This is a genomic window from Allobosea sp. R86505 (assembly GCF_042466375.1).
Taxonomy (GTDB): domain Bacteria; phylum Pseudomonadota; class Alphaproteobacteria; order Rhizobiales; family Beijerinckiaceae; genus Allobosea.
Genome location: NZ_JAXHPY010000001.1, coordinates 4,594,184 through 4,606,760 on the forward strand (window position 1 = coordinate 4,594,184; position 12,577 = coordinate 4,606,760).

Consider the following 12,577-nt stretch of genomic DNA (forward strand, 5'->3'; position numbering starts at 1 on the left):
AGGCTTTCCACTGTTGTGCCGGCACACGCCTCGGCAGACCCATCCGACCTGAGCAAAGCGCGGGTCATGATCAGAACATGCCGAAGCTACGTGAGGCGCGCGTCAGGGTGATTTTGACCGCCAGCGCCGTCACCTGGATGACAAAGGCATTGTCACGATCGGGGACGATATCGATCACCGCGCGCCATTGCGCCGTCTCGATCTCGCGGAATCCGGCGATCACACCGATATGTTTGGCGTCAGTCGGGGAATCGCGTTTGAAGCTCGATTTCTCGCCCGGCTTGACCTCGAATTCCCGCTTGGCGACCAGGTCGGCTCCCAGTTTGGCGGTGTCGCTGTCGAGCAGCTCGAAGAAGCTCGCCTGTTCGAAGGCGGATTTCGTCTTGAGCTCGTAGACCCGCAGCACCACGGGCGACGGTTCGCCATTGGTGTTGATGTTGATCTCCTGATCGGCCTCGATGCCGAATTCCAGCGCCGTCGTCTTCACGGTCGGGGCGCCCCCGGCGCAGCCGCCGACGCCTGAAACCCCCAACAACCAGGCCAGCGCCGTCCGCCGGGTCGCCCGCATCACTGCGGTCCTCCCTTGCCGTCGGCTTGAGCCAGCTGGGCGTAGGCAAGAGTGAACTCGTCAGCCAGCAGTGTCCGCATGGTCCGATCGAGATCGGCGGCAATTTCCGCATGGGCCTCGGTGTAGTGGTCCCAGAGGCGAGAACGATCCGGCTTGCGCCCGAGCAGTCCTGGTTCGACATTGTTCCCGATGGCAGCCGGCGACAGACGCGCGATCAGAGCACCGAGTGCGTTCTGCATCGCCATCGCGGTGGCGATCTCATGAGATTTGATGTCCTCGAAGCACTGCCGAACCGCCTGGTCGATCGGCAGGTAGCCCGGCTTGCCTTCGACCAGAACGCGCCGCAGCGCCTCGTCCCCGTCGCGAAAGAACTTGAATGGGTTGTTTTCCTGCGGCGCCAGGCGGGTCTGGTCGATCCGGAATTCGTCCTTCATCGACTTGCGGGCCGACAACACCATCACCAGCCCGGCCGCCATTTCACGCAGCGCAGCGCCGAGTTCGCCGAGGAGCCGCTGGCGCGAGGCGGCGGGGATCGCGTCCAGATCGAGCCCGAGCGCCGACCAAAACGCCGCAGCATCAGAAGCCGGCGAACCACCGCGACTTCCGGGCAGGGCGACGTCGCCGAGAGCGGGTCCGCCCTGACGCGGGGCGAGGGGAGCAGTCTCGCCGGTCGCAGGCGAGAGGTCGATCGATGCGGCGCGCGCGATCGCGCGCTGGCGCAGCAAGGCCAGCGGATCGAATGATGGCGAAGAAGCTTCAGGTGCATTCGCAGCCGGCTCTACCGCGACGGGGGGCACCGGCTGCGCGGGAGAAACCGGCCACTGGGCCGGGGGGAGCGGCACGGACTTTCGGGGCGCGAGATCGCTGAAATCGAAGTCGTCCGGAATGAATGCCGATGTGGGAGATGACCGCTCGGCCGTCGGATTTTCAGGTGATCCGAAGGCGATGGACATCGGCGACGCCATTGATGACGGGAAGGCCGAACCCACTGGGTTGGCCCGGGGAGGAGGCACCGGCAGACCAAAATCGATATCGGGCGGCAAGGCGAAGCCTGTCGCTAGCGCGCCCGGCGAGACGGATGAGGCAGCCTGCGGCAAGGGCGAGGCGACGAGCGGCACAAGGGGTGGCGCCGGCAGCGCTTGCCGAAGGGGGGGCTCCGCAGAGACCGGCGGCGGCTCCTTGAGAACCGCCACCGACAACACGTAGTCGGCGATGTAGAGCATATCGCCATTCGTGAGCGCATGGCTCTGGTCGCGGCCGAGCGGGGCGTCGACCGTATTCACATAGACACCGTTTGTACTGGTGTCGGTGACCACAAAGCCATGTCCATTGTGGGAAATCGCGGCGTGCCGGGCCGATAGGGTATTGCTGGCATTCGGCAAGGACCAGTCACAGGAGGCGCTGCGGCCGATGGTGCCGCCGCTCATTTCGAAAACGTGGCTCGACCGGTCTCCGAGCGTGCTGCGTTGTGGTCCGAGCACGGTCAGCAACAGTCTCATCCTCATCCCCGCCCAGCGCACAGACGCAAACGAAACCGCTCGCGTAACCGCGTCTTCGTCCCCCAAGCACGCCGATTTCTGCGATAGCCGGACAACAAAGATGTGACGGGCCAGTCTCTCATATGACGAATTCGATCTCGGATGCCGGATCGGGATCGAGCCATCCCGACCAGCCCAGCCGCCAGTCGCCCAACCGGGCGGGTGCAGCCTCGCCTGGCGCCAGAACATAGGCATGGTCCCAGTCGCAGGGCTCTCGGATCGAAAGCCTGACCAATTCCTGCAGCGTTTCATGCGCCGTCTCTCCGGGCAGCAAACTCGCGCATTGCGCCGCCGTCAGCGGTCCCAGTCGAATCCGGAATTTGCCCATGACGTCGCGCATGTTTTCGCCGCAGATCGTGCCGATACCGAGTTCGCCATGGGCCACCCCAAGGGTGAAACGGTCCTCCGGCGGGATGATGATCTCGCGCGGAACGAACTCCTCGATCGTGCAGGGAATGCCGAAGTAATGCCTGATGACGCCGGCCACGATCGGCGCGGAGTGGCTGTAGAGCGCCAACGTTCCCGCATAGGGCAGCAGCAGCGCGCGGGCGGGCCGCGCCTCGTCTGCGCTGGCGCCATACATGCCGAAAAGAGCGGTGACTGCGGCCGAGATCGCATCCGACGCACCCGGGACGTAGCGGCTGTGGTGGCGGTAGTGCTTCCAGACGCGAAACAGGAGCGCCAGCAGCCGGTGGTTGAAGAAGTCCGAGAAGTCCTTCAGTGCGCCGCTGTCTTCAGCAAAGATGATGCGCTCTGTGAAGGCTGGAGGCAGAGGCGAGGCCGGGCCGTGCAAGCCGAGCAGATTGGCGACGACGACAACGGGATCGCCTGGGTCCTGCGGCAGTCTGACGGCCGCGACCTCCTCGGCCGGAAAGCCCAGGGTCGGATTGGCACGGAAGCGCACGGTTTCGCGGGAGGGCACGCCGGTCGCACCGATGCCGCCGGGCTGAGGGAACATCTCCTCGAGCCTGAGGCAAAGTTCGTAGAACTGGATCGCAGCAGCGTCGAGCGGCTCGATCCGGCTCAGATCGCGCTCGTCGTCCCCGTTCGCAGCGGCCATCGGTAGTCGACCTTGCTTTCTGTGCCCTGGATCGCGAAGCGGTGCAGGCTGTTGATGCTGGCATAGACGCTGAAGAACTGTTCGAGCACCGAGCCCAGCAGATAGAGTTCGGCCTCGCCGCCGATCTTGCTCTCAGCGACGGACAGCGTGATCTTGCGCACGCGCACCGGCGTGCCGCGCAAAACCCCGTCCTCGATGCTCGAATCGAAGCGCTCGAGCGCCTCGAGCAGCAGTTCGAGCCGTCGGCGCGCCTGGCTGTCGTGGACGGCGCGAAAGTCATAGCTCGCGATGATGGTCCGCAGCGCGCCGACATCGACCATCGAGCCGAAATTGCGCGCCAGATTGGAGATCAGCCGCCAGAGCAGATTCTCACCGATCGGCGGCGGGGTCTGCGGCGTCACCGTCATGATGTTGGCGAAGGTGACGGTCGCCGGCGTGTCCGAGGTCGGCTGATCGATCGCGCCAATTGCGAGGCGTTCGGCCAACGCTCCATTGCTGCAGGTCAGGGCAATCGAGATGATCTCGGCTGGCGGGTTCACCGCCTTGTCCAAGCGCGAAACGAAGGACAGATAATGGTCGACGCCGCGCCCCACCGTCGCTGGCCTTAGCCTCTCGCGGTAGAATGGCGTCTGGACATCCGCGCCGGGGACGTCGTGGCGAAAGGCCTCGAAGGCATCGTATTCGAGCCGCTCGGGCCGGCCCTGGACATAGCCCGTGACCTTGTCGACGCTGTAGATCGCAGCGCCGATCTGGCCGCCGGCCATGATCCGGTACTCGCTGCGGGCACGGTCGATCCGCAGCGGATGGGCGTCATGTGCAAAGAGGTTGACGACGGGCGTACAGTTGAGCCGGATGTGGCCTTCCGTGATCCGGGTTTGGTCCGGGAACGGGCGGGAGAATTCGAATGTCAACGTGACCTGACGTCCGGAGAATCGCGCGAGCGGGGCGAGATTGACGAGGTCGACGAACAGGAACTTCGCCGGAAAGGCGAGATACTCCTGGATGTGGCGGAAGCCTATGAAGGCGTTGGCGGGATAGGGGAGCACGCCCTCGGTGTTATCGAAGCCGACAGGGCGGATCGAATCGGGAGGCAGGGTGAAGTTCTCTCCGCTTTCCGTCGTCGCTGTGATGCTCCTGAGCGACCGCGACAGCCAGAGCAGCAGCGTGCGGCCCGTCTGCGGCTCGCGTTCCGTGTTGAAGAACAGCCGGATGCGCCCGCCCTCGAGCGCCTGCAGCGTGCCACGGCCGACCGCCTGAAGCGTCAGCGAGAGGCGCGCCGAGGTCGGCCGGTTGTCGCTCTCGGTTTTCGCGATGGTGAAGGGAAGGACATCGACGGGATAACAGGTGCGAAAGCGGCAGGACACGCCTTCGATCGGGCGTGATGCCAAGCCGGTGCCGGCCGCGACCCTCACGCTGGTCTGACCGCCACCCGCGGCCGGCGCGAACGCGACCACGCTGAGCGGTGGCACCGGCCTCAGATAATGCGGCCAGAGCAGCCGGATCAGGCCATGGACCAGCTCCGGCATCTCGTCTTCGAGCTTCTGGCGCAGACGCGCGACGAGGAAGGCGAAGCCTTCCAGCAGCCGCTCCACATCCGGGTCATTGGCTTCGCGGGCGAGGAAGCCGGCCAGCTTGGGGTTGGCATGCGCGAACTCTGGCCCAAGCTCGCGCAGATAGGAGAGTTCGTCTTCGTAGTATGCGTTGAGGGACACAGCGTCAGCTCCGCAATCGCATTTGCCGGTCGCTGCCCAGCACCGTGTCGAATTTCATGGCCTCTCCGCCATCGCCGACGCGCACCACCGCGCTGACGGCAAAGGCGAAGTCACCCGGCCGGTCGACGTCGGGCAGCGGCCGGACGACGACCTGCGACAGGCGGGGCTCGAAGGTTTCCAGCTGCAGCTTCACCGCGCGCGCGATCGCGGGGATCGTCTCGGACGCCTCGCGCGAGATGTCGTTGAGATCGGGCATGCCGAAATCGGGCCTCGTCTCGCAGCAACCCTGCCGCGCGTTCAGAATGCGCCTGACATTGGCCAGAACGCTATCGGCGACAGCCCATCGATCGACTTCGCCGCTGGCGACCGGAGGCGCATCCGTTGCGGCTTCCAGCCGTTCGAAGAGACTCCTCGATGTCATCGCCCTGCCCTTTCGCCGCCAGCGCCACCAGCCGCGACGACCGCGAGCCCATCAAGGCGCGCTTTGCTGCGACCGGCGCGCCGGCGGCGTCGAGCCGGGCCCCTGACGGGTCCCGGCCCTGGCGACGTGGTGAGGACAGCTCTCACTGCTTGTCGAGCTTGCCCTTCAGGGAGAGCGTGAAATCGGCGCCCATGTACTTGAAGTGCGGCACCACGGCCATCGCGACACGATACCAGCCCGGCTCGCCCTCGACATCCTCGACCCGGATCTCGGCCTTGCGCAGCGGCCTGCGGGAGCGGACCTCCGCCGACGGATTGTCCTGATCGGCGACATACTGACTGATCCATTTGGAGAGCTCGTCCTGCAGCTCCTCGCGGCTCTTCCAGGAGCCGATGTTCTCCCGCTGCAGCACCTTGATGTAGTGCGCCAGGCGGTTGATCATCATCATATAGGGCAGCTGCGTGCCGAGCTTGTAGTTCAGCTCCGCCTGCTTGCCTTCGGGCGTATTGCCGAAATTCTTCGGCTTCTGCACCGAATTCGCCGAGAAGAAGGCGGCATTGTCGCTGCCCTTGCGCATTGTCAGCGCGATGAAGCCCTGCTCGGCCAGCTCGTATTCACGACGGTCGGTGACCAGAACCTCGGTCGGCACCTTGGACTGGACCTGCCCCATCGATTCGAAGGTGTGGATCGGCAGGTTTTCGACGGCGCCGCCCGACTGCGGCCCGATGATGTTGGGGCACCAGCGATACTGCGCAAAGGAGTCCGTCAGACGCGTCGCGAAGGTATAGGCGGCATTGCCCCAGAGATAGCGATCGGTGTCACCGGCTGTCGTCTCCTGATAGTTGAACGACTTCACCGGCACGGTGTCGGGACCATAAGGCACGCGCAGCAGGAAGCGCGGCACGGTCAGCGCCAGATAGCGCGCATCCTCGGTTTCGCGGAAGGCGTTCCACTTGGCATACTTCGGTCCCTCGAAGATCGATTCCAGATCCTTGAGGTTGGCGATATCCTCGTATTTCTCGCAGCCGAACATCTTCGGGCCGGCCGAAGCGATGACCGGCGCATGCGAGATCGCGCCGACGCTCGACATGAACTGCATCAACTTGACGTCCTGCGGACCGGCAGACATCTCGTAATTGGCGACGACGGCACCATAGGGTTTGCCGCCGAACTGGCCGAACTCGGCCGAGTAGATGTGCTTGTAGAGACCGGATTTGACGACCTCCGGGCTGTCCTCGAAATCCGCGAGAAGCTCGTCCTTCGAGGCGTTGAGCACCTCGATGCGGATGTTCTGGCGGAAATCCGTACGATCGACGACGAATTTCAGTCCGCGCCAGGCCGATTCCAGCTTCTGGAACGACTCGTCGTGCAGGATCGTGTCGAGCTGCGCCGACATCTTCTGGTCGATCGTCGCCAGCATCTGGTCGATGACGGCATTGTTGATCTTCTCGTCCTTGCGCGCCGGCTGCATCAGCTCGGCAATGAAGGCGGCGACGCCGCGGCGGGCGACGTCATAGCCCTCGTCGCTCGGCGCGAGCTTGGTCTCGCCGAGGATCTGATCGAGAAGCGAGAGCTCGGTCGTGACGGTCTGAGCGTCGTCGGTCGTCTGAAGCTGCGGGTTGTTCATGGCTGTTCCCTGCGTTTCCGGAGCATCAGGTGGTCTTGTCCGGCGCCGGGCCGGTCAGTTCCTGGAGCAGGCGCTCGCGGGCACCTTCGTCCTCGAGCACGCTCTGAATGGCCTTGCGGAAGGCCGGCACATTGCCGAGCGGACCCTTCATGGCGACGAGCGCCTCGCGGAGTTCGAGCAGCTTGCGCAGCTCAGGGACCTGCCGCGCGACCTGCTCCGGCTCGAAATCCTTCAGCTTGTTGAAAGACAGATTGACCTTGACGTCGGGCGCATCGGCCGCGTCCTCGAGCTTGTTGCTGACCGAGAGATCCAGCTTGAGCTCATGCCCCTTCAGCACGTCGTCGAAATTGTCCTTGTTGATATCGGCGAGCGGCCGTTCCTCGACCGTGCGGTCGTCCGGCCGGCCGGTGAAATCGCCGACCATCAGGAGCTTGAGCGGCAGTTCGACCTCTTCCTTCACATTCCCGGTCGAGGGCTTGAACTTGATGTTGACGCGCTCTTTCGGAGCCACCGAAACTTCCTTCGCCATCTCAATTCTCCCCAGCTTTCCGACGGTTTGCGTCGGGCCAAACACTCGTCAGCGGAACAGTCTCGCAGCCGTCGCGAGGTCGAGGCGAACGAGGCGCAGCCTCGTCTCCTCCAAGGCATTCCTGCGGCGCTCCTCGACGACCAGACGCGACGCATCGGCATGGGTGAGCGCCCGGAAGCGAAGTTCGGCGACCTGAACGGCCAAGGCGGGCTCCCAGGCTTCGAGATCATGCGAATTGAGCATCGCTTCGAGATGATCGAGCAGCGGCAATGCCGGCGCTATCAGCCCGACATCGAGGCAGAAGCGGGCCTGAGCGATCTGGCGCAACAGGCGGGCACGACCACCGATCTCGCCGCGGGTGAGCCCCGCCAGCATCTCGATGGCATCGGGCGCCTTGCCGCCAGCGACCAGTGCGCGGGCCTCCGCGACGACGCGGTCGAGCGGGTCGCTCGTTGTGGTCGTCCCGCCACCGCCGCCATTTTCGGCGATCCAGTCGCGGGTCGCCGGATCGGCGAAGGGCTTGCCGTCGGAGAAGCTGAAACCGAGCAGCGCCGGGAAGCGCCGGAAAAGCAGGTTCATCGCGCCGGCGACCGTCGCCTGCGCATCGGCATGCGCAGGGCCGAGCGCCGCCAGGATCTCCGCCGTCAGGCGATGCCCCTCGAACCAGAACGGTGCCGTCCAGACCAGATCGTTGAGGGCACGCAGCGCCTCTTCGTTCTGTCCGCCCTGTCGCAACGCTGCGACCGTCGCCATCTCCTCGACCGGCGGCATGGCGCCGGTACGGCCTCCCTCATTCGGCGGCAACTGACGGATACGCCACCAGGAGGCTATTCGCGACAGCAGATAGGCGCGAGGATCGGCTGGGTTTCGGGCGATCAGCGCCGTCGACAGGCTGCGCAGGCTGTCTGGCAACTGGTCGATCACGGCGAGATCGATCGCGGCGGCAGCGACCGGTGCGGAGGCCGGTGTGGCAGCGCTCGCGACCGGATTGGAGGCCGCTTGCGCCGAAGTGCCCGGCTGGGGCGGATCAGGCTGTGGCGCATCGGGGCGCGCGTCGGTTACCTGCGCGGTCCGCTCTTCCTCAGCCTTGGCTTCAAGCCCCCTCGCTTCAGCCTCTGCCTGGGCTTGCTTGGCCCTTTCCTCGAGACCACGCCGGGCTGTATCCCGCAGAGGCCGCAGCGCCCGCATCAGTTCACCCAGGGCGACCTGCTCCTTCGTGAGACGCTTGCTCATGAGCGCGTCGATCTCACTCAGCGCGTCATAGGCATAGAGCGCAGCCAGCCAATCGTTCTCCTGAACCTCGCTCTCGCAGAGCGGCGTGGCGCGTCCGACGAGCCATTCCAGAATTCCGACCCGGGCGCGCTCGCGCGCCGCCGGCGGCTGCATCTGTTCCCAGTGCTCGGCGACCATGCCCTTGAGGATGCCGAGCCCCACCGAGAGCCCATGCAACTTTTCCTCGCGGGTCAGGCCATAGGTCAGCCAGGCGCCAATCAGCAGATCCTTGCCGCGTGTCTCGATGATACCGCTCGACAGCGCGATGACCTGCCGCCAATTGACGGCAAGGGGACCGTCAGTCTCCATCCGCCGCATCTCGGCTTCGAGTTCCTCGAATTCGGCGCCGCCGCGCGGGTCTGCGCCGGCCGGCCGGTCGCCCGGAACGGGCGCAGCGCCGATCGCCATGCGGGGGTCGAAGAAGGGATGGTTTGCCTGGGACATCGACGCTCTTGGACATCGGCCGCTGGCCTGCAGCCCTCGCCGAGAAGCAGTGTTGACGTCGCTTCTTGAAGCTTCGATGACCCTTGGGTGACGATCCTACATGGATGACCGGCTTGGTCTGTGTGGCGCTTCCCGGGGCCGTCCTCGCCGCGGCGTCTTTCGCTCAGGCGGCCGCTGCGCTGTGCTGGAGAACCCCAATGTTGCCGCTGTCGATGGTATCGGGCGAACCTTTGTAGCGCACCACGAGATACGTCATGTCGTCATGCTGAGGGGCGTCGCCGACGAACCGGCTGACCGCATCGGTGACGCTGGTGACGACGATATCGAGCGACTGGCGATGTGAGGCGCCCAGCGATTCCAGCAGCCTTTCGACTGTGAATTCGCGGCCCTCCATGTCCATCGCCTCGGAAATGCCGTCCGTGTAGAGGAACAGCGTGTCGCCGGCCTCGAGCGAGATCGCGCCTTCCTCGTAAGTCAGCCCCGGCATGATCCCCATCGCCATGCCGCCGGTCTGCGGCAGAGTCGTGACCGCCCCATCGTGATGCACCACGACCGGAGGATTGTGACCCCCATTGGCGTAGCTCATCACGCCAGTACGGAGGTTGAGAATGCCGTAGAAAACGGTGACGAACATTTCGAGCGGGTTCTGCTCGCACAGGATGGTGTTGGTTTCGGCGAGGCAATCACCGGCCGAGCGCCCCTCGCGCGCGCTGGCCTGAAGGATCGTTCGAGAGATCGCCATGAAGAAGGCGGCCGGCACGCCCTTGCCGGACACGTCGGCGATCACGAGACCGATCTGGTCCTCGCCGATGATGAAGAAGTCGTAGAAGTCGCCGCCGAGTTCGCGCGCCGGCCGCATGATCGCACGGCCGGAATAGCTTGGATGCTTGGGCATGCGCTGGGGCAGCATGGCGCCCTGCAACGAGCGGGCGATGTCGAGTTCGGTTTCCATGCGCTGTTGCGAGGTCTCGAGTTGGAGATTCTTGGTCTCGAGATCGCGCGTGCGGGCCTGGACCTCAGCTTCAAGTTCCTCCTGGCGCCTCTGGACGTCGATGGCCATCGCCTGGAAGACACGCGCGAGCGCACCGAGTTCGTTGCGCTGGCTGACGACATGCGAGATCATCTCGGGCTTGAACTTGCGTCGCTCGACCTTGCGCGCGGCCAGCGTCAGCGCGGTGATCGGCAGCGCGATCTGCCGTGCCACCAGAAAGGCGAGATAGATCAGGAAAGGCATCACGGCCGCGACCGCGACCGCGACGACGATTGTGGCGTGCTGCGTCCGTTCGAGTTCGGCGAGATCATCTGCAGCCAGTTTGTCGACGAAATTGGTCAGGATCGTCAGTTTTTCGCGAATCGCCGCTTCATTGCGGGCATCGTCGACGTTGAGCATGATCGCAGCGCCCGCCCGGTCGCCCGCGAGCCACGCCTTGAAGATGCTCTGCGAAACCTGTCTCGACTGGTCGAGACTGTCGATGAACGAGGTCACGACGGCACGCACCCCCTCATTGGTGATCGACCGGAAGACGTCGATGCTGGTGTCGGCGAGTTTCTGGTCGATCGCGTCGAAGGCTGCAAACGTCGACGCGATCGCTTGTTGGCCCGCATCCGGCGAGACGCTGCGCAGTAGCGAACGGCTCTGCTCGAACATGACCACGAGCGCCGAGACGTTCTTGTTGACCAGCAGGGCGTTGTCGAAAATCGAATGGCTGGCGCGCGACATCGAAACGACGCTGTAGACAGCGACGGCAGCGACCAGGGCCGCGATGAAGATGCCGAGCGCGGCCAGACCGTAGAGTTTGCGCTTGACCGTCATTTTCACCGACAATTCCCATGGCTCGCTGCAGGCCGCCACAGGACCGGAAGAATGTGACAGTTCCACGCATGCCAGCAGCGCCATGCGCCGCGACGCTCGGCCGCTGCGCGCGCGTCGCCCGTTATTTCACGTCGACAATCAAGCGCATCGACGGATGAATCGCGCAGCGCACATCGACCTGGCCGGCCTTCGGAAAGGCGACCTTGGTGCGCGTTCCGGGGCGCTGCGCCTTCAGGTCGAATGTATTGGCGGGGCTCTCGGAGAAGACGTTGTGTGTGCCGGTGTCATCGTTCACGAAAACGATCTCGTCGCCCACCGCGAGGGTCAGGGCCTTGGGCGTAAACTGCTGGCCCTTCTGCGTGACGAGAATTTCGCGAGCCGCTGCAGGCGACAGCATCGGCGCGAAGGGCAAGCCGCAGATCAGACAGACGACAAGCAGGGTTCGGGTCATGGCGATCGTCTCTCCGGTGTCTTCGGGGTGGCCGACAGGGACCGCATGAAGGCGACGAGGTCGCCCTTCTCCTGCGCGTTCAAACCGAGCGGAAACATGTCCGGCGACAGGCTCGGACGTTGAATGCCGCCGCGGTCATAGTGCTCGACGACGGCCTCCAGGCTGCGCAGCGAACCGTCATGCATGTAGGGCGGCCGATCGGCGACGCCACGCAGTGTCGGCGTTCTGAACGCAAAGGCGAGGCTCTCGATCTGCGGTTTGATGCGCCCCCGACCGCGGTCGCTTGTGGCGGGCAGGCCGATATCGCGGAAACCGTCATCGGTCAGCCGCCAACCGGAATGGCAGGCGACGCAATTCGCCTTGCCGTTGAACAGCTGGAAGCCGCGAAGTTCCGACACCGAAAGCGCCTTGTCGTCGCCCGCAATCCAGCGGTCGAAGCGGGTTGCGGGCGAGCGGATGGTGCGCATGAAGGCCGACAGTGCGTCGGCGACTGTCTCGGGCGTGGCGCCGATATCCGGATAGACACGGCTGAAATCCGCAGAAAATTCGTCGCTGAATGTCAGTCTCTGCACCATGCTGTCGAGCGAGAGCCCCATGATATCGGGCGAGGCCACGGCGCCCTTGACGACGCCTTCGAGTGAATCTTGCCGGCCGTCCCAGAGAAAGACACTCTGCCAGGCGACGTCGTAGAGGGTCTGGGATCGGCGCATCATCGGTGCGCCGTTGTCGGCGGCTGGCTTCGCTTTCAGATCGGCCCAGGCAGCGTCTGGCAAATGACAGCTCAGGCAGGCGACATTGCGCTGGTGCGACAATTCGCGGGTCCGGAACAGCTTCTCGCCGAGCACGGCGACCTCGGGGCGTGCAGCCGCACTGACTGGCAGCACTGCGGGGCGGCGATAGGCGGCTCGCAAGGCTGCTGTGTTTGGGCGGCGAGCCTGTGCACGGGCGCGTTGCTCGCGGGCTTCGGCCGAAAGAGCCGAGACCTCAACCTGCGCCGGATCCGACGGTTCGAGCACCTGTTCCAAGGTCGCGCAGCCGGCGAGCAGAGAAATTACAAGGGCACAGCCAAGACCAGCCGCGCGCCGGATCGGGCTCGTTCGATTCTGCCGCGTTGCGCTCATGGTCGGTCGTCTCATGGTCTC

At 64.8% G+C, this 12,577-nt stretch carries 11 protein-coding genes; all 11 read right to left on the reverse strand.

Translation table 11 applies throughout. The features are described from left to right. Positions 1-70 precede the first annotated feature (70 nt). Positions 71-568 (reverse strand): type VI secretion system lipoprotein TssJ, encoded by a 498-nt coding sequence (tssJ, locus tag SJY11_RS22135; protein WP_376988892.1) that lies wholly within the window; start codon positions 566-568, stop codon positions 71-73. Continuing rightward, positions 568-2,049, reverse strand: a complete 1,482-nt coding sequence (tagH, locus tag SJY11_RS22140; protein WP_376989393.1) for a type VI secretion system-associated FHA domain protein TagH — start codon at positions 2,047-2,049, stop codon at positions 568-570. Before tagH ends, tssJ begins: the two co-directional genes overlap by 1 nt. A 136-nt stretch (positions 2,050-2,185) precedes the next feature. After that, positions 2,186-3,166 carry a type VI secretion system baseplate subunit TssG gene (gene tssG / locus SJY11_RS22145; RefSeq protein WP_376988894.1) on the reverse strand — a complete coding sequence of 327 codons (981 nt, stop codon included), beginning with the start codon at positions 3,164-3,166 and terminating at the stop codon, positions 2,186-2,188. Further along, positions 3,130-4,878 (reverse strand): type VI secretion system baseplate subunit TssF, encoded by a 1,749-nt coding sequence (tssF, locus tag SJY11_RS22150; protein WP_376988895.1) that lies wholly within the window; start codon positions 4,876-4,878, stop codon positions 3,130-3,132. The genes tssG and tssF overlap by 37 nt, the downstream gene beginning before the upstream one ends. Positions 4,879-4,882: 4 nt before the next feature. Next, positions 4,883-5,299: a type VI secretion system baseplate subunit TssE gene (gene tssE, locus SJY11_RS22155; RefSeq protein ID WP_376988896.1), complete on the reverse strand. Its 417-nt coding sequence runs from the start codon at positions 5,297-5,299 to the stop codon at positions 4,883-4,885. Positions 5,300-5,441: 142 nt separating this feature from the next. Beyond that, positions 5,442-6,926, reverse strand: coding sequence for a type VI secretion system contractile sheath large subunit (gene tssC / locus SJY11_RS22160; RefSeq protein ID WP_376988897.1), 1,485 nt, complete (start codon positions 6,924-6,926; stop codon positions 5,442-5,444). Between the two features lie 25 nt (positions 6,927-6,951). After that, complete coding sequence (gene tssB, locus SJY11_RS22165; protein ID WP_376988898.1) at positions 6,952-7,455, reverse strand: type VI secretion system contractile sheath small subunit; 504 nt, start codon at positions 7,453-7,455, stop codon at positions 6,952-6,954. Positions 7,456-7,503: 48 nt separating this feature from the next. Further along, positions 7,504-9,171 carry a type VI secretion system protein TssA gene (gene tssA / locus SJY11_RS22170; RefSeq protein ID WP_376988899.1) on the reverse strand — a complete coding sequence of 556 codons (1,668 nt, stop codon included), beginning with the start codon at positions 9,169-9,171 and terminating at the stop codon, positions 7,504-7,506. A 163-nt stretch (positions 9,172-9,334) separates the two neighbouring features. Further along, the gene (locus SJY11_RS22175) at positions 9,335-10,984 is read right to left on the reverse strand and encodes a PP2C family protein-serine/threonine phosphatase (RefSeq protein ID WP_376988901.1); all 1,650 of its coding nucleotides are present in this window, start codon (positions 10,982-10,984) and stop codon (positions 9,335-9,337) included. Positions 10,985-11,105: 121 nt separating this feature from the next. Continuing rightward, positions 11,106-11,435: a plastocyanin/azurin family copper-binding protein gene (locus SJY11_RS22180; protein WP_376988902.1), complete on the reverse strand. Its 330-nt coding sequence runs from the start codon at positions 11,433-11,435 to the stop codon at positions 11,106-11,108. Beyond that, complete coding sequence (locus SJY11_RS22185) at positions 11,432-12,556, reverse strand: cytochrome-c peroxidase (RefSeq protein ID WP_376988903.1); 1,125 nt, start codon at positions 12,554-12,556, stop codon at positions 11,432-11,434. Before SJY11_RS22185 ends, SJY11_RS22180 begins: the two co-directional genes overlap by 4 nt. Positions 12,557-12,577: the final 21 nt, after the last annotated feature.

What these genes read in the sequence shown, in the direction of transcription:
- tssB (WP_376988898.1), bottom strand. Translation starts at nt 7,455, where the DNA reads ATGGCGAAGGAAGTTTCGGTGGCTCCGAAAGAGCGCGTCAACATCAAG.
- tssG (WP_376988894.1), bottom strand. Translation starts at nt 3,166, where the DNA reads ATGGCCGCTGCGAACGGGGACGACGAGCGCGATCTGAGCCGGATCGAG.
- SJY11_RS22180 (WP_376988902.1), bottom strand. Translation starts at nt 11,435, where the DNA reads ATGACCCGAACCCTGCTTGTCGTCTGTCTGATCTGCGGCTTGCCCTTC.
- tssA (WP_376988899.1), bottom strand. Translation starts at nt 9,171, where the DNA reads ATGTCCCAGGCAAACCATCCCTTCTTCGACCCCCGCATGGCGATCGGC.
- SJY11_RS22175 (WP_376988901.1), bottom strand. Translation starts at nt 10,984, where the DNA reads ATGACGGTCAAGCGCAAACTCTACGGTCTGGCCGCGCTCGGCATCTTC.
- tssE (WP_376988896.1), bottom strand. Translation starts at nt 5,299, where the DNA reads ATGACATCGAGGAGTCTCTTCGAACGGCTGGAAGCCGCAACGGATGCG.
- tssJ (WP_376988892.1), bottom strand. Translation starts at nt 568, where the DNA reads ATGCGGGCGACCCGGCGGACGGCGCTGGCCTGGTTGTTGGGGGTTTCA.
- SJY11_RS22185 (WP_376988903.1), bottom strand. Translation starts at nt 12,556, where the DNA reads ATGAGCGCAACGCGGCAGAATCGAACGAGCCCGATCCGGCGCGCGGCT.
- tssC (WP_376988897.1), bottom strand. Translation starts at nt 6,926, where the DNA reads ATGAACAACCCGCAGCTTCAGACGACCGACGACGCTCAGACCGTCACG.